The following is a 14,810-nucleotide window of genomic DNA, read 5'->3' on the forward strand; positions in this document are numbered from 1 at the left end:
CGTCCGGGCTGCACTCGTCAGGGAGCAGGCCCTCCATGTCGGCGGAGAGGCGCAGCCCAGCTGCCAACCAGGTGCCCGTACGATTCTGCCGTGGGCAAGCAGAAGACGTTCGAATTCACCGGCCAGCTGAGGAGCGCGCAGCGGGCACTGGCCGCCGCCCGGCACGAGCGCCAGGCCTTCCTCGCGTCGCTGCCACGCTGGGATGGTGATCTCGCCGCCGCGAAGCAGGGCCTCGATGACGAGCAGCTGGCACAGTCGGCGCGTCTCGCGGAGGCCGAGCGGCAAGCCGCCCACGCCGTGTGGGCCGATCCGTACTGGAAGTCCCTGACCGGCGAGGACCTGGTGGCTGCCCGCCAGCAGCTCGGCCACATCGACGACGCCCCCACCACCTGACGGCCGCCGTCCCGGAGAACGGCCCCGCGTCAGCCGACCGTGACCAGCGGTCTCGGTCGTGGGACGGGCGCCGTGTCACCGCCGGCAACCACTTCGAACAGGGCACTGGTCCCGGCGCCCGGTCTCGGCCCGAGCCCGAGCGCGTACCGGCCGAGCTGGAGGCCTGGCGGGACCAGCCACACGAACCGGCCGGAGCCGCCGTCGACGGCGTCGTTGATGATCTGGACGGCGAACAGCGCGGTGTCGTCGCCGGTGAACAACGTCAGCACCCGGTGGGCGCTCGTGCCGCCGAGCCAGGTGATCAGGTAGGGCTCGCCCCGTAGGACGGTTCCGCCCGCCTCCGGCTGGGTGAACGAGGGCCGCGCCGGTATTTGTGGGGAACGGCCGGTCAAACCGGCCACGGACAGGGCCGCCACGCCAAGGCGCAGCAGGCCCCCAGGCACGCCGTAGGTCATGTCCTCATTGAACGACAACACATCGCAGCACGTCACTCAAACCGGCGAATACTCAGCCAAGCGGGCAATCAGGGCAGTGTGCCCTGGATGTGAGCACAGCCAAGGCCACCCGTCTCCCGCCAGACCCTGCACCCCTCCGGCGACCACTCAGACACCCTGGACGCCTTCCGGAGCAGCAACCCCGACGCGACGCCGCCCAGCACCTCCGCGACCGAACCGGGACGCGTTCAGGACGCCCGGACCGGCAGCACCTCAAACGGTCAACTCTTCCACACCCCAACGTCTTTCAGCAGCTAACCGGCAACCCGACCCGGATTGTCGGTGGAGGCCGCTAGGGTCTCACCACGCGTTGCCGGACAGCCACGGAAAGGGGGTGAACTGCGCCTTGTTGCAGGAGACCTTGCAGGCCTTCAAGTTCACCCTCGACCCCACACCCGCCCAGGAGGCGGACCTGAGCCGGCACGCCGGCGCCGCCCGGTGGGCCTTCAACTGGGCACTGGCCCGGAAGATCGCCGCGCACCGCGAGTGGCGCACCCAGGTCGACACCCTCGTCGACAGCGGCCTGGACGAGCGCGACGCCCGGAAGAAGGCCAGCACCAGCATCCGCATCCCGGGCCAGGCCACCATCAAGAAGCACCTGAATCAGATCAAGGGCGACTCCCGGCACGACGACGAGCACCCGGACGGCTTCCACGGCCCGTTCCTGCCGTGCCCGTGGTGGCACGAAGTGTCCACCTACGCCTTCCAGTCCGCGTTCTACGACGCCGACGCCGCGTTCAAGAACTGGTTCGACTCCCTCACCGACCGCCGCGCCGGCAGGGCCGTCGGCTACCCCCGCTTCAAGAAGAAGGGCAAGGCCCGGGACTCCTTCCGTCTCCACCACGACGTGAAGAAGCCCACAATCCGCCCCGACGGCTACCGCCGACTGATCATGCCCCGCCTCGGCTCGGTGCGCATCCACGACTCCGCGAAACGCCTCACCCGCCTCATCACGAAGGGCCAAGCGGTCGTCCAGTCCGTCACCGTCTCCCGAGGCGGCAACCGCTGGTACGCCAGCGTCCTCGTCAAGGTCACCCGCGACATCCCCGACAAGCCGACCCGCGCCCAGACCGACCGCGGCACCGTCGGCGTCGACTGGGGCATCTCCCACCTCGCCACCCTCTCCCAGCCCCTCAACCCGGCCGACCCGGCCGACCCGGCGAGCGTCCACGTCGACAACCCCCGCCACCTCAACGCCGCCACCCGCCAACTCACCAAGGCCCAGCGCACCCTGTCCCGCACCCAGCGCGGATCCAACCGCCGCACCCGGGCCGCCCGCCGCGTCGGCGTCATCCAGCACCACATCGCCCAACGCCGCGCCACCACCATCCACCAGCTCACCAAGCAGCTGGCCACCCGCTTCGCCACCGTCGCCATCGAAGACCTCAACGTCACCGGCATGAGCGCCTCCGCGAAAGGCACCATCGAGAAGCCCGGCCGCCGAGTCCGACAGAAAGCCGGCCTCAACCGGGCCGTCCTCGACGCCTCCCCCGGCGAACTCCGCCGCCAGCTCACCTACAAGACTTCCTGGTACGGCTCCAGCCTCGCGGTCACCGACCGCTGGCACCCGTCCAGCAAGACCTGCTCGGCCTGCGGGACAGTCAAACCCACACTGTCCCTCGCCGAACGGGAGTACCACTGCACCACCTGCGGCCTGACGATCGACCGCGACCTCAACGCGGCCCGCAACATCGCCCGGCACGCCGTCCCCCTGGTAGAGGGGGACGTAAAAGCCCGTAGAAGTCCGGTAAGCCCCGCCCCCGAGGGCAGGCACGGACGCGCCGAAAGGCAGACGCGGGAAGGCCCACCGCCAGGCGGCGGGTCACCTCGACGGGAGTAATCCCCCGACAGCCCACACCCACCCGACCACACTCGGGCCACAACTCCACAGAGAGCAAAGAACGCGCAAAGCCCACAAAAAAGCCCAGTTCACGAAGGGGTACGGCCCGGGCGCGCGAGGGCTGACCGTGCCACCCTCTGCCACCCCCTACGCCCTTACGGTACGGCCCGGGCGCGCGAGGGCTGACCGGACGCCGTGGCCGAACTCGCCGGCGCGCACAAGTACGGCCCGGGCACGCGAGGGCTGACCGCAGAGCCCCGCCTTGGCGGAGGCGATTCAGTCGTACGGCCCGGGCGCGCGAGGGCTGACCGCATCTGGGGAGGGGCATGACCCGGCGGTGTTGGTACGGCCCGGGCGCGCGAGGGCTGACCGCGTGGGATGCCGTGTGGACCACGGCACTTGGCGTACGGCCCGGGCGCGCGAGGGCTGACCGAACGGGAAGCTGATCACGGAGGTGGCCCGGCAGTACGGCCCGGGCGCGCGAGGGCTGACCGCGAGGATGTAATGGCAGAAGTCAGTTACCCCTGTGCGGCCCGGGCGCGCGAGGGCTGACCGTACGACTGGACGGTGCTGGTCATGGGAGAAACGTGCGGCCCGGGCGCGCCAGGGCTGACCGTCGGACAGCGAGAGGTAGCCGCGTAGCGTCTGGTACGGCCCGGGCGTGCGAGGGCTGACCGTGGTACGTCTACCACTGCGCGAACGGCCTGCTGTACGGCCCGGGCGCGAGGGCTGACCGGTATCGTCACTTCGGGAATACGTCGCCGCCGTGCGGCCCGGGCGCACGATGGCACCATCGCAGATATTTCGACTTGTGCACGGCGGTCAGGTCCCGTACTCGCGGGTGACCACCGGCCTGCCTCTGTCACAGCCGGGCGAGCAGCACGGCCGACCCGAGCAGAGCCGTCGCGTGGTGGGCCTGATCGGCCAGGTACGGTCCGGAAATGCCGTCTGACTGCAGGGTGGCGAACTTCGGCGAGCCGGTGTGCTCCAGGATGGCACGGACGATCCATCGGCGGTCCAGGATCGCGTGGGTGAAGGCCGACCAGCCGATCGCCGTGGTGGCACCGAGCCACGTCGCCGGCAGGGCCACGGCGAGACCGACGAGCCAGTACACCCCTACGACGACGGCGTGATACTGGCCGACGTGCGCCAGGCACGCTCCCCAGCCGCGCCTGGGGCTGGTTCCGGCGTCGATCTGCTCGCGGGTTGGGGCGGCCTTGTGGGCGGCCTGGTGATCGCTCTGGCCCAGCACGTGGTCGGCCAAGGTGTGGGCGACGCTCAGGACCGCCCACACGGCGCCGAGGGTCGCGAGCTGGAGCATCTGGTGGTTCTCCCTCAAGGGGTCTCCTCTTTCGGTTCGGCCGGGCGATCGGCCCGGCCCTCGGGAACGCGGGAAGGGGGCCGGCACCGGAGTGCTGGCCCCCGTCTCGTGGGGTGTTGCTGCGGGGCTTCCCGCTACTTGCCGGTCTTGCCCTTACCGCCCTTCTTCGACTTCTTCTTCTCGGACTTCTGCGGCTTCGGGACGCCGTCCCGGCTCTTGTTGGCTTCGAGGAGCCGCCCCCAGCTGTCGCGGAGCGCCTGTCCTGAGGGTTCTTGATCCCCGAAGAGCAGGTCGCGGGTCTGGGACCGGGCGTCCTGCGTGAGCAGGTCCAACATCCCCGGGGGAAGGGGAATCTTCCGTGGCTCGCGAGGCCGGGCGAGGGTGCGACTGATGGTGCTCTGGTCGAGATTGAGCAGCGGCGCGGCAGCGGTCTGGCCGACCAGGTCGACGACACCCTTCATCGCGTCCGCACGGTCGGATGCGGCGGAGTCGAGGAGCGCCTTGATCGCCTGCCACACGGCGTCGGCCTGTTCGAACGTGGCTACTGCGGCTTCGAGTTCATCGTGTTCCTGACCCATGACCCCAATTATGTATCCCATACATGGGCGGTCAAAGAGCGATCATCATCGACGACATCCGCCGGGGGCGCGGCACCGTCACCCGCAGCCCCATCCACCTGCCAGCGACCTGATGACGGGCCACCGTCGAGGCCCGCACCGAAGGCCGGGGCATGCCCAGTCACCCCTCAAGCCGTCGGTCGCCACCCCGAGCCCGGTGGCCGTGCGGTGAGCCCTCAGCCGAACAGCTTCGCAAATTTCGGTCCGCCGCCTGCGGTTCGGCCGCTACCGTGAGGCTGTGCCCGCGCCTGATCCGATATCGGCTCCGCCATCGCCACCCCCGGCACCTCCCCCGGTGCCGCCGCCTCCGACCGCAAGACAGCGGCTGCGGAGCCGCTGGGCCGAGCATCACGCGCTCGGGAGGCTGCCGTACTGGATGCTGACCCGCGCCAGCTGGATCCTCGCCCTGTGCGCTGCTCTGTTCGCCCTGAACGCAGTCCTACTGAAGCGGCACGCAGCAGAGGCCTACGAGGTGATGGTGGGCATCACCTCGCCCGCGACCGTTACTCCGCAGTGGTGCGCCTGGCCTCTGTCGATCGTGGGGTGGGGCGCCATCCCGGCGTTCGTCGGGGCCATGGTTGGCTATCTGGTGACCGCCCAGATACAGACACACCAGGCCGAACCACTGGACGAGGTCGTGCGCAGGCTTCGCGCGCTGTCTGAACCCCCGACACCGCCACCGGGGTTCGGGCCGTGATCACACTGCATGACCTGCACAAGGAGGGCGGCGACATCGAGGCCGCCGTCGTAGCGTTCGGCAGACTCCACCCATGCCCCGGATCCGGCACTCCGCCAGAACCGAAGTGGGAGGAAGCCGAGGACCACTGGAGAAGGCTGGTCGTCTTCGTCCTGAAGAACGCCACCCCGAAGTCGAAGAGCACCGCGGCCCAGGCGATGCGCTGGGCGGAGCGGGCCGGGTCGGATCTGTTGTTGGCGTTCCACGCGGTACCCGGTTCACGATGCCCTGTCTGCACCGGCCTAGGCGAAGGCTGAAGCCCTACCGTGGAGAACGATATGGCGGAGAACCTGGAGAACAACGAACTCCAGCACGCAGCCGAGGTCCTACGCGGCGTGCTCTACCTCGCCTGCCCCTACATCACGCCGGCAGTTGTGACCAACACCGCGTGGGCCATCGCCCGCCGGGCCAGCAACGACTCCTCTCTCGATCAGCCCGCCACCGAAGTGACAGGCCCCTTGGCAGCAGCGAAGCGATCGGCCAAGCAGGGGCCCGTCGACCTCACGGGTGCCGACCTGCGCGGTGTCAAGCTAACTCGCGCCTTCCTACACAACGCCGACCTGCGTCGCGCGAACCTGACCTCCGCTGTCCTGATCGATGCCCAACTGTTCGCCGCCAACCTGAATGGCGCCAACCTGCACAGCGCGAACCTGGCCGACGCCTTCATGCACCAGGCCGACCTACGCCACGCGAACCTGAACCACGCCGTCCTGACCCGCACCAAACTGTTCGCCGCTGAGATGGCCGACGCCGATCTACGCGGCGCCGATCTGACCGATGCCTTCCTCAACCAAGCGAACCTGATCGGCGCCAACCTGACGCAGTCCTTCCTGCGTCACGCAGGGCTGACCGACGCCAACCTAAGCGGCGCCAACCTCACCGACGCCGACCTGACCAACACGACCCTGATCGGCGCCAACCTGAGGCTGTCCCTCCTGGGCCGCGCGAACCTGAGCGGCGCCAACCTGAGCCGCGCCAACCTGACTGGCGCCGACCTGACCGGCGCGAACCTGACACGTTCCTTCCTCGGTGGCACGAACCTGACCGATGCCATCCTGGCTGACGCCCGCCTTGCCAACGCGCGCTGGACCGAGGAGACGCTGTGGCCCGCATACGCGGCCCAACAGCTGCTGTCCATCTCCGACGAGGTGCAGCCCGGCGTGTTCGTGATCCGAGGAGAGTCGACAACCGATCGAGCTGGTGTCTCGGTCTGAGAGCCAGGCCCGCTCTGCCCTGCCAGCCTGAAGGACTAGCCGGACAGGCCCGCTACCCGGCCGCTGCTGCGTCTTCGGCGAGTTGGTCGATACGGTCGGCGATCGGCTCGCTCCACCCGTCCGGGAGGGAGCCTGGGTCGGATCCTATGAACCCGACGTAGGCCAGGCGGTGGGCAAGCGGCAGGTCGTTCTGGGCACGCAGGAGGTCGAGCAGGTGCCCCCGCGGGGCGTGCGCGGTGGCATCGGTCACGCCGACCGTGACCAGGACGGCGCGCATCGCGCAGGCGACAGCGCCTTCGACATCGAGGTGGGGAAGGACCAGCGGGCCCCCGGGCAGGAGGCCAGGACGGGCGGCTTCGATGGCTTCGCCGACGATGCGCGGGAGAGCGATCGTCCTCGGCACCTTGCCGTGGACGGTGAGGTAGTGGCGGTGGCCTCTGGTGGCGACGTCCTCCAAGGTCAACTCGTCCAACTCTGCGGGGCGGAGCCCGGTGTAGAGGCTGAGCTTGATCAGGAGGTCGTCGTCGGGCTTGGTGGTGTTGGCGAGCACGGTCGAGACGTGGTTGGGCGTGATGGTTGCGCGTTCACGGCTGCGGTGTCGGCGCTCTCGGGTTTCTCGGCGGGCCTTGGCTTCGGCGGCGCTGGACATCGGTTCCTTGGGGTAGGTCGGCGGGGTCACGTACAGCGGGGCGTAGACGGCGCGCCCCGGGGCTGGCTGTGAGACGGGTCGGGTCGGTGGGCGGCGGGCCGGGGCTAGCGGCCTGGCTGGTGGCCGGGGTGTTCCGTGATCACGCCGATGGGTTCCTGGGTGTTCAGGGCCTGCTGGGGCGCGCCGGGTCGCGGCTGGTGCGGGGCGGAGGCGGCCTGCCGGGTTGGCGGCCCGCCGGGCGCGCCAGCGTCCTTGTCCATGGCCTTCACGGTGCGGGGCGGCCTCGGGAGGAGTTCGCCCTGCCCGGTGCCGGGCCGCAGGGTGGTGACGCGGGGCCGGTCGCCGTGGACGTTGGGGACGCCGCGGTTGTGGAGGTAGTGCGCGAACTGCCAGTTGCGGCAGGTCGTGAAGGCGCGGTCGCGGGCATGGGGGTCGTTGGTGGGGATCTCGGCGTCGGTGAAGGGGATGGGCCGGACACCATCGAGGTGCACGGTGAGGTCGTTCACCGTGAGGTCCTGGGTGTGGCCGGGTGCGAGCTCAAGGGCGAGGTGGGGGTTGTCCTCCCATCGGTAGGGGCTGGAGGTGACGCCGCACAGGTACCAGGCGAGGGCGTGGGGGAACTCGTCGAGTTCGACGGTGGCCTCGCGGGTGGTCTCGTTGATGTGCCGGCTGTAGCGGCCGTGGAGGGCCACCGCGCAGTGGCGGCTGAGGTCGATGCCGGTGACGTACTTGAGCCACAGGTACCGGTACTTGCGCTCCCCCACCTGGAGGGTGATGGATGGCAACTTGGTTGTCCAATCTGCGAGTTGAGGAAACCTTTCTGTTTATATTTTATACTCACCGAAGGTGGTTGCCTAACCGCCGTCCCGCTCCCGACAGGCCCGCATCAGGGCCTCCACCAGCGGCCGGTGCCGGTTGTGCCGGTACTCCCCCGGGTACTCCATGTTGAACTCCAGCTCCAGCGCCGCCCGCCGCTCACCCTCCGGCAGCGCCCTCGGCCTGCGGCACACCGCGTAGATGTTGCTGCCGTTCGGGTTGCCGCGGATCTCCACCTCGTCGAAGTACCGGCCCATCAGCGACCGAAGCGACTCAGGGTCGTGGAACCTCTGCATTGTCCACACGCCGGCACGGAAGCTCGCGGTGAACCCGTTGTCGTCCAGGAACTCGATGCTGCGCCTGTACCGGCCGTTGTTGCGGGCCTTCTTGCCGCCGACCCTGCGTGCGACCGAGCCGAGCGACCTGGTCCCGGTGTAGAAGGTGCCGTCCTTGGCGAGGAGCGAGCTGCACGTGGCGACGACCGCGTTCTCGAACTCCAGCGAGGTGACGGAGTTGAGCACGCTGTCGAGGACGACGACGTCGTACAGGCCGTTCGCGGGGATGTCCCGCTGGAGGTCGCGGATGTGGCTGACGGTGGCGGCCACATCCAGGGCGTTCTGCTTGCCGGCGGCCTTGACGTGCGGCTCGTACCAGTGGGCGTCCCAGCCCTGCGATTTGATCCGCTGGATGTACGCCAGCTCGCCGGCGCCGAAGTCCATGACGCGCTGGCCGGGGCGCAGTGCGGGCAGTACGTGCTGCTCGTACGTCGTGGACTTGTTGGAGTCGCCTTCGTCGCCGCCCAGGCGGTGCATCTGGCACCAGTGCTGGTTGTAGGCGCGGATGCCGAGCTGGGTGTAGTCGTAGACGCCGTAGTCGCCGTCCAGCCACACGGCGAGTTCGTCGGCTTCCTGCACGGACAGGCGGTAGCACAGCAGCGGTAGCTTCAGGTCGGAGACGACCACCGCGTAGTCGTTGTTGAGGATGACCCTGCCGGCCGAATCGGCGACGACCGAGCCCCAGGTGCCGTAGCGGGTGACCAGGCGGCGGATCTCGGCCTGGATCGCCGGGTTGGAGCGGGACACCGCGGTGACGTCCTCGGGTCGGATCCACTCCCAGCCGTGCGCGTCCGGCCCGGACTCCGGCACCCGCACCTTGGAGCCGTCGGTCTCGATGCTGTTGTGGAGCAAGTTGAACTGGACTTCGTCCTGGGTGGAAACGTGGCCGTCGAGGAGGATCGCCGGGGCCGTCGCCTGGCCGATCGCCTTCAGGGACTTGGTGCGCTGGTGGCCGGCCACGAGGATGCCGTTACCGTTGACGATCACGGGCTTCACGCACCCGAACAGGGCCAGGGACCGCTGGAGCCGGTCGAAGGCCTCCTCGCTCAGGCGGCGCGGGTTGTACGGGGCCGGCTTGAGCCCGTCGATCGCGTACGCCTCTACGAACTCAGGCACCGACGGCCTCCTGCTGCGCCTCGTGCTGGTCGAGGAGGTAGTGCGCGAAGCCGGTGTCCGTGCCCCTGCTCGTGTAGAAGGCGTCGTGGACGTTGTTCAGCCGCTCGACCTCATCATTGGTGATCTGCACACGGGTGGTGCCCCACTGCACGAAGCCCCACTGCAGGTGCTCGTCTGCCGTCTTGTCGCCTTCGCGGTCGGTGGTCTCGGCGGCGAGCTGGGACGGCAGCTCGATGCCGTCGAGGAGGTCGTCCACGGCATCCTGGTCGTAGCCGGTGCCATCCAGGTCGGGGAGGCCGGACAGGATGTCGGCGAGCAGCTCGGTGTCATACCCGGCCAGGTCGCTGGTGCGGTTATCGACGATGACGATCTTCGCCGCGTCATCGTCGTCGACGTCGACCCAGGACACGGCGATCTGGTCCCAACCACGCACCTGGGCGGCGTCCCAGGTGTGGTTGCCGGCGAGGATCTCGGCCGGGCGGCCGGTCAGGGTGCCGCGGTTGGCAACGATCGGCTTGAACTGGCCGTGGATCCGAAGCGACTCGGCGACCGCCGCGATATCGCCGCGCCGCGGGTTGCGGTGGTACCGGGTGAGGTCGCCGATCGGGACGGCGAGGGGCAGCAGGGAGTCAACGATCCGGTCGATCGGTGCAGGCACGAGCTGGTCCTTCGTAGGCCGATTCCCCGCGCCCTACGCCGCAACAGCCTAGACGACACGTCGCCAAGCCTGCCCCCGACCGATGGCGTGCGGTGGCGATCAAGAGGCGCGCACCGGGTGCCGCGTTCTGATTGGGCCCCGGCAATCATCAGCTCTCAGCCGCGCTTACGGCCGCGCCACCATCTACTCCGAACGTCGCCCTGCGCCCGCTTCTCGGCCTTTTTCTGCTGTCGCGCGATTTCTTTTCTCGCCCTTTCCAATTTCCACCCAAGGAGATTCTCGTCGCGCTCCTGATTTCGCTCAAGGTACTCAATAGCCCTCTCAAGAGCAGGGATGGCCTCCTCCAGTCGACCCGACTTATAAATCAGGTCGCCGAGGCAAACCACTGCATCTTCACGGCCAGCTTCTAGCGCCTTCTCAAAATATTCGATCGCCTCATCCCGAAGGGCTTTCTCTCGCCCATACGACCCCGATTGGCTAGCGTGCCAGGCCCGAACCCGTCCAGCTCGATAGAGCCCGTCCGGGTCGCCCATGTCCGCCAGCAGCTCCGTCCAACGTCCTCCACCCAGCTCCACGGAGGATAGGTGTTCGATTGCCGGCCTGTAGCCAGCCTCGGCTGCGGCAGTCAGGAGGCGTTCGGCCTCCCCCCAGTCCCTCACAGCCAGCTTCATCCCCTGCCGGTACAGGTTCTCCGGAGTTAGAGGGACCCCAGTCATTCCAAAATAGTTCTGAATCACGCTATTGTGCTGACTGCCAGACCCCTGAACGAATGCGATACCAGAGCCTTCAGTCGCAATGTTCTGCTCGACAGCCGGGGAGCTATCTTCAGGTGTACTCACTTTGCGTGCACCTGATTGTTCTGGATGCCGCTGCCCTGATTGAAGACGATTCCACCCCCAGTGGCGCTGACGTTCTGCACGAGGCTTCCCCCATTGCCAGGCACCCCCACACCTTGCTCTGCAAGGAGAGCCCGTACCTCTTCCACGAGCGAGGGGTCTCGCGTTAGTGCCCGGCGAAAGCGGCCGACCCATTCGGCAGAGGTCTCCTCCGCAGCCTCCTCCGTGACTCCTGCGTCGAGGAGTTGCTGCCGGGCGTCATCCAACTCCTCGGCCACCTCGCCGGCGGACTCGGGTCGCCGAGCCAGCAGCCCGGCGAAGCGGTCACGGGCTCCTACCCACAGGTCCGTGGTCATGGCCGCGATCAGCGCCTGCGCAGCAGACACCGCCCACTGGGACACGTCGATTCCGTCCACCAGTTCTCCTCTTGCAGCGCAACCGGACTGAAGCCCGCGGCGTCGAATCATATAGGCAAACAGCTTGCAAAAGAGCGCAGTTGGCCGGCAAGCCGTGGAGGGTCACGGCGCTGCCTAGGCACCCATAGACACTCACGGCACAGGGACGGTCAGGCTGACCTGCCGTGGATCCCTAGCGGCTCGGCGACCGCCGCGACATCGCCGCGCCGCGAGTCGCGGCAGTACCGGATCGGATCGCCGATCGGAACGGCGAGAGACAGCAGGGAGTCAACGATCCGGTCGATCGGTTCGGGTCGCACGAGTAGGTCCTTCGTATGCCGAATCCCCGCGCCCTACGGCGCAACCGGGCTCGTCTTGAGGCCGCGTAGCCAGTTGATCGCGCCGGCCCGGCTGACTTGCTCCGCCATGAGGTGGCGGATGCGCTCGTCGCTGGCCCGGGGGTTCGGGTGGAAGCCGAGCCATTCTTCGTCGGCAAGCATGAGGGTGTTGCCGTGCACGATGCGGGAGCGCAGGCCGTACAAGTCGTCGGCGCCGTCCCAGTCGCCGTGGATGTAGTCCCGGAGGAACGCCTTGAACTGCTTGCGTGCGCCGTCCGGGGTCGGTGTTGACGCGGCCAGCACCTCGATGGACTGGACCAGCGCCTGGTAGCTGGCGGAGAGGCTGCGGTGATGGAGGAGGCGGGCCTGATGGTGCCAGAAGGCCGCGCGCAGGAACTCGCGCTGACTGGACCGGTCCAGGGCGTGGAAGCGGTCAAGGTCGGCGCCGAGGGTCGCCGGGAGTACGAGCGTGGAGTGCTGCGCAAGTTCCCACGGCTTCGCCTCGTACAGGTTGTCGGCCGTGGGCATGGCAGGCAGTTCTGCCTGCTCGGTGAGTTCGTTGCCGACCGCGTCGAAGTCCTTGATCAGATGGATCTGCTGCATGCAGACCGACTCACGGTCGGTGCCGGCGGGGAGGACCCAGGCGGTCCGAGCGTATGAGTCCGTGTGGTCGGCCAGGCCAGGGACGAGGAGGGTCAGCAGCAGTTTGGTGTGACGGACTGCGCGTTCCCTGCGGTGCAGGTCGGGAATGGGCTCGGTGGCCCCCTGGTAGGCGAGTTCACACAGCACCGGGTGGAGGTCTGACCACGGGTGGGCCTGCGGGGATTCTGGTGCCGGTTGGCGCAGGACCAGGTGTTCACCGTGGGCCCAGTAGCCGAGTGCCGGCTCCGGGAAGTAGAGGATGAAGCGACCGACCTTTCGCACGGGTGGAGTCAGCAGCTCTTGCTGGACCCGCCGTTCGAGTTTGAGGACGGTCTCGTCGTCCAGGCCCGGCTGGGGCAGGATGCGCCAGATCTTGCCGCCCGAGTACTCGACCAGCAGGGCCTGCGGTGTCGCGTTGGGGTAGGCCACCCGCCGGCCGTCGAGGGTGGAGGACGATCCGAACTCGAAGCTGAGCAGCGTTGCCAGCTCCCCGTGGTCGACCTCTGCGAGGTGAAGTCGCTGCTCTATCTCTGCCTGCGTCATCGTCACGGGCTACTCCACTACCAGGGCCTGTTTGCAGGCACGGTAGCGGGAGGAAGCCGGGCTGCGCGCGGTGGTCCTGTCGGCTCCGGCGGCTCCCGCTTGGCTGCTGGTGGGGCGCGTGGTGGAGTCGCGCACGCCCGGCCTGGGCTCCACGTGCCCCGTGGACGAGAAGGTGAGGTGGTGCGAGGCTGATCGTCACCGGAGGGGTGAGCGGCCTCCGGCGGATCGCCATACAGCAGGAGAGGCCTCCCTGCTGACCGTGACGCCGCCGCCACCGGCTACCGCTCGCCGGCTGTCTTACCGGCAGCCGAAGAAGGGGGCGGGGATGTCGACCCCCCGCCCCCTTTCCCCGCCCTCTGCACCGAAAGGACGGGGAAGTCGGCTTCCGCGCCCCGGGGCGGTGATTGGGGGCCACCTGCCGCGGCCGTCGCCCATGGCCTCTGCGTAGAGGAGCCGTCGGGCTTCGGCAAGGTGATCGTCGGTGGGCGTGCTGCCGGCTTCGGCGCCTTGTACTTCGGCGAGCAGGGTGTCGGCGCGGTCGGCGAGACTGAGGGCTGCGGCGTCGGTTCGGTACCGGTCTACGGCGGTGGCGCTATCAAGGGCGGCCTGGAGGCTTCCGGTCCACGTGGAGGCGACGGCAGCGAGTCGGAGCGCGGGGTTCGGGGTGCTCATTCGTCGCCCCGGTCGATGGCCTTGGCTTCCTGCGGGGTGATCTCGCCGGCGCAGAGGCGGCGGACGATGTCCATCCGCTCGGCGAAGGCGGTGTGGCCGGAGGCGATGAGGTCGGCGGCGGTCTGGAGTCGGGCTTCGGCGTCTTCGGCGCGCTGCCACAGGAGGTCGAGTTCGGGGTCGGTGATGGTGCTGGCGTTGGCCCGCCGGCGTGCCATGGCGGGGCTGTCGGTCACTTCGGGCTCCGTTCCGCTGGTGGTTCGACAAGGCGGTAGCCGGTTTGGCGCGGCTGGCCGCTGGCCGTGATGGCGGTCGGGTGGAGCGAGTTGAGAAGGATGTCGCGCTTGCGGGCCGGGCCTGGGCCGAGGGTTTCGACCTCGGCCCGGTTGCCGGTGACGGTGAGGACGCGGATGCGCCGCTGTTCGTCGAGGGGGTGGCAGGCCTCGTAGAGCTGCCCTTCGGTCACCTGGTGCATGGTCATCGATTGTTGCACCGGCAGAGGCTGGAGACGGGGTCGCACCAGGAGTCGCAGGCCTTGCACCAGATGGCTCCGGGGCGGGGCGGGGTTCGCTCGGCGGGCTGGGTGTTCGGGTTGGTGGTCACTTCTCGTTCCTCTGCTGGTGGGAGTGGAGGGCCTGGAGGAGTTGTTCGCGGTGCCAGGCGGCCTGCGGGTCGGGCCAGCGGCCGCTGTGGCGGCGGGTTCGGGCTGCCGGCGGGGCCGGTGGGGTCGGGCGGTGCTGTTCCGCGCGTAGGGCGGACAGGGGCCCGTAGCGTTCCTGCATCAGTCGGGCGTAGGCCTCGGGGTCGGCGGCGCTGGCCGCGGTGTAGGTGTCGTGCACGGTGGTGCTCCTTGGGCATGCGCAGGCCCGCCCGACGGGGGGTGTCGGGCGGGCCTGGTCGTGACGTGCTTGCTGGCGGTCCTCTCGTGGCGTGCTCTTGGGAGCTGCCCGTTCCTGGCAGGTGGGGCGCGGGGGGAGTGCCGCCTGCCAGGACCGTGAGAGGAGTGTCACGGCGCATGCGTCGGGGGTGGGTCCGGGTGGGCTGGACCCCCAGGTTCCGACGACATGCTGACCGTATCATCAATGAGTACCCATACAAGTCATGGCTGTATGGAAGGGCGGTCGGCCGGACTCAGCTGCCTCTTCAGCTCCTGCGCCGTGCAGCCTTCGAAGGGCGTCGTCCCGAAGGCGTCGTTGTC

The 14,810-nt window shown here is 68.8% G+C and carries 19 protein-coding genes and 1 CRISPR repeat array; of the genes, 5 read left to right on the forward strand and 14 right to left on the reverse strand.

Annotation, left to right across the window (positions count from 1 at the left end; all coding sequences use genetic code 11):
* Positions 1-90: 90 nt before the first annotated feature.
* Entirely contained in the window at positions 91-393 is a 303-nt protein-coding gene (locus ACGFSC_RS32870; RefSeq protein ID WP_359898213.1) for a hypothetical protein, read from the forward strand.
* Between the two features lie 29 nt (positions 394-422).
* Here the strand turns inward: ACGFSC_RS32870 and ACGFSC_RS32875 are convergent, their stop codons facing one another.
* Positions 423-848 (reverse strand): hypothetical protein, encoded by a 426-nt coding sequence (locus ACGFSC_RS32875; RefSeq protein WP_359898214.1) that lies wholly within the window; start codon positions 846-848, stop codon positions 423-425.
* 388 nt (positions 849-1,236) lie between these two features.
* Here ACGFSC_RS32875 and tnpB point away from each other — a divergent pair, with 388 nt between their 5' ends.
* Positions 1,237-2,727, forward strand: a complete 1,491-nt coding sequence (gene tnpB / locus ACGFSC_RS32880; RefSeq protein WP_359898215.1) for an IS607 family element RNA-guided endonuclease TnpB — start codon at positions 1,237-1,239, stop codon at positions 2,725-2,727.
* A gap of 99 nt (positions 2,728-2,826) precedes the next feature.
* Positions 2,827-3,520: direct repeats of the CRISPR family, unit length 29 nt; unit sequence GTACGGCCCGGGCGCGCGAGGGCTGACCG.
* A gap of 69 nt (positions 3,521-3,589) precedes the next feature.
* On the opposite strand, the gene ACGFSC_RS32885 is transcribed toward tnpB, so the two are convergent.
* Positions 3,590-4,066: a hypothetical protein gene (locus ACGFSC_RS32885; protein WP_359898216.1), complete on the reverse strand. Its 477-nt coding sequence runs from the start codon at positions 4,064-4,066 to the stop codon at positions 3,590-3,592.
* A gap of 116 nt (positions 4,067-4,182) precedes the next feature.
* Positions 4,183-4,626 (reverse strand): hypothetical protein, encoded by a 444-nt coding sequence (locus tag ACGFSC_RS32890; protein WP_359898217.1) that lies wholly within the window; start codon positions 4,624-4,626, stop codon positions 4,183-4,185.
* Positions 4,627-5,041: 415 nt separating this feature from the next.
* On the opposite strand from ACGFSC_RS32890, the gene ACGFSC_RS32895 reads away from it, so the two are divergent.
* From ACGFSC_RS32895 to ACGFSC_RS32905, 3 genes are read left to right on the forward strand one after another with little or no spacing between them, the layout of a single operon-like run.
* On the forward strand, positions 5,042-5,362 hold the full coding sequence (locus ACGFSC_RS32895; protein ID WP_359898218.1) for a DUF6313 family protein: 321 nt from the start codon (positions 5,042-5,044) through the stop codon (positions 5,360-5,362).
* A complete protein-coding gene (locus tag ACGFSC_RS32900) occupies positions 5,359-5,658 on the forward strand; it encodes a hypothetical protein (protein ID WP_359898219.1) in 300 nt (99 codons plus the stop codon). The genes ACGFSC_RS32895 and ACGFSC_RS32900 overlap by 4 nt, the downstream gene beginning before the upstream one ends.
* Before the next feature lie 21 nt (positions 5,659-5,679).
* The gene (locus tag ACGFSC_RS32905; protein WP_359898220.1) at positions 5,680-6,615 is read left to right on the forward strand and encodes a pentapeptide repeat-containing protein; all 936 of its coding nucleotides are present in this window, start codon (positions 5,680-5,682) and stop codon (positions 6,613-6,615) included.
* A gap of 52 nt (positions 6,616-6,667) precedes the next feature.
* Here ACGFSC_RS32905 and ACGFSC_RS32910 read toward each other — a convergent pair whose 3' ends face one another.
* From ACGFSC_RS32910 to ACGFSC_RS32960, 11 genes are all read right to left on the reverse strand, one after another.
* Positions 6,668-7,264, reverse strand: a complete 597-nt coding sequence (locus tag ACGFSC_RS32910) for a hypothetical protein (protein WP_359898221.1) — start codon at positions 7,262-7,264, stop codon at positions 6,668-6,670.
* A 104-nt stretch (positions 7,265-7,368) separates the two neighbouring features.
* On the reverse strand, positions 7,369-8,049 hold the full coding sequence (locus ACGFSC_RS32915; RefSeq protein ID WP_359898222.1) for a hypothetical protein: 681 nt from the start codon (positions 8,047-8,049) through the stop codon (positions 7,369-7,371).
* A 69-nt stretch (positions 8,050-8,118) separates the two neighbouring features.
* Positions 8,119-9,531 (reverse strand): ParB N-terminal domain-containing protein, encoded by a 1,413-nt coding sequence (locus ACGFSC_RS32920; protein ID WP_359898223.1) that lies wholly within the window; start codon positions 9,529-9,531, stop codon positions 8,119-8,121.
* A complete protein-coding gene (locus tag ACGFSC_RS32925) occupies positions 9,524-10,189 on the reverse strand; it encodes a ParB N-terminal domain-containing protein (protein WP_359898224.1) in 666 nt (221 codons plus the stop codon). Before ACGFSC_RS32925 ends, ACGFSC_RS32920 begins: the two co-directional genes overlap by 8 nt.
* A 155-nt stretch (positions 10,190-10,344) precedes the next feature.
* Positions 10,345-10,926 carry a hypothetical protein gene (locus tag ACGFSC_RS32930; protein ID WP_359898225.1) on the reverse strand — a complete coding sequence of 194 codons (582 nt, stop codon included), beginning with the start codon at positions 10,924-10,926 and terminating at the stop codon, positions 10,345-10,347.
* A gap of 98 nt (positions 10,927-11,024) precedes the next feature.
* Positions 11,025-11,441: a hypothetical protein gene (locus ACGFSC_RS32935; protein WP_359898226.1), complete on the reverse strand. Its 417-nt coding sequence runs from the start codon at positions 11,439-11,441 to the stop codon at positions 11,025-11,027.
* A 332-nt stretch (positions 11,442-11,773) separates the two neighbouring features.
* Positions 11,774-12,949, reverse strand: a complete 1,176-nt coding sequence (locus tag ACGFSC_RS32940) for a hypothetical protein (protein WP_359898227.1) — start codon at positions 12,947-12,949, stop codon at positions 11,774-11,776.
* Between the two features lie 662 nt (positions 12,950-13,611).
* Positions 13,612-13,848 carry a hypothetical protein gene (locus ACGFSC_RS32945; protein ID WP_359898228.1) on the reverse strand — a complete coding sequence of 79 codons (237 nt, stop codon included), beginning with the start codon at positions 13,846-13,848 and terminating at the stop codon, positions 13,612-13,614.
* The gene (locus tag ACGFSC_RS32950) at positions 13,845-14,087 is read right to left on the reverse strand and encodes a hypothetical protein (RefSeq protein WP_359898229.1); all 243 of its coding nucleotides are present in this window, start codon (positions 14,085-14,087) and stop codon (positions 13,845-13,847) included. The genes ACGFSC_RS32945 and ACGFSC_RS32950 overlap by 4 nt, the downstream gene beginning before the upstream one ends.
* A 2-nt stretch (positions 14,088-14,089) precedes the next feature.
* A complete protein-coding gene (locus ACGFSC_RS32955; RefSeq protein WP_359898230.1) occupies positions 14,090-14,215 on the reverse strand; it encodes a hypothetical protein in 126 nt (41 codons plus the stop codon).
* Complete coding sequence (locus tag ACGFSC_RS32960) at positions 14,212-14,451, reverse strand: hypothetical protein (RefSeq protein WP_359898231.1); 240 nt, start codon at positions 14,449-14,451, stop codon at positions 14,212-14,214. The genes ACGFSC_RS32955 and ACGFSC_RS32960 overlap by 4 nt, the downstream gene beginning before the upstream one ends.
* Positions 14,452-14,810: the final 359 nt, after the last annotated feature.

Source organism: Kitasatospora sp. NPDC048715 (genome assembly GCF_043198905.1).
GTDB lineage: Bacteria > Actinomycetota > Actinomycetes > Streptomycetales > Streptomycetaceae > Kitasatospora > Kitasatospora lactacystinica.

Bases quoted from the DNA above. Each gene is read 5' to 3' on its own strand.
- ACGFSC_RS32875 (WP_359898214.1), bottom strand. From the start codon at position 848: ATGACCTACGGCGTGCCTGGGGGCCTGCTGCGCCTTGGCGTGGCGGCC.
- ACGFSC_RS32890 (WP_359898217.1), bottom strand. From the start codon at position 4,626: ATGGGTCAGGAACACGATGAACTCGAAGCCGCAGTAGCCACGTTCGAA.
- ACGFSC_RS32895 (WP_359898218.1), top strand. From the start codon at position 5,042: ATGCTGACCCGCGCCAGCTGGATCCTCGCCCTGTGCGCTGCTCTGTTC.
- ACGFSC_RS32905 (WP_359898220.1), top strand. From the start codon at position 5,680: ATGGCGGAGAACCTGGAGAACAACGAACTCCAGCACGCAGCCGAGGTC.
- ACGFSC_RS32910 (WP_359898221.1), bottom strand. From the start codon at position 7,264: ATGTCCAGCGCCGCCGAAGCCAAGGCCCGCCGAGAAACCCGAGAGCGC.
- ACGFSC_RS32950 (WP_359898229.1), bottom strand. From the start codon at position 14,087: ATGCACCAGGTGACCGAAGGGCAGCTCTACGAGGCCTGCCACCCCCTC.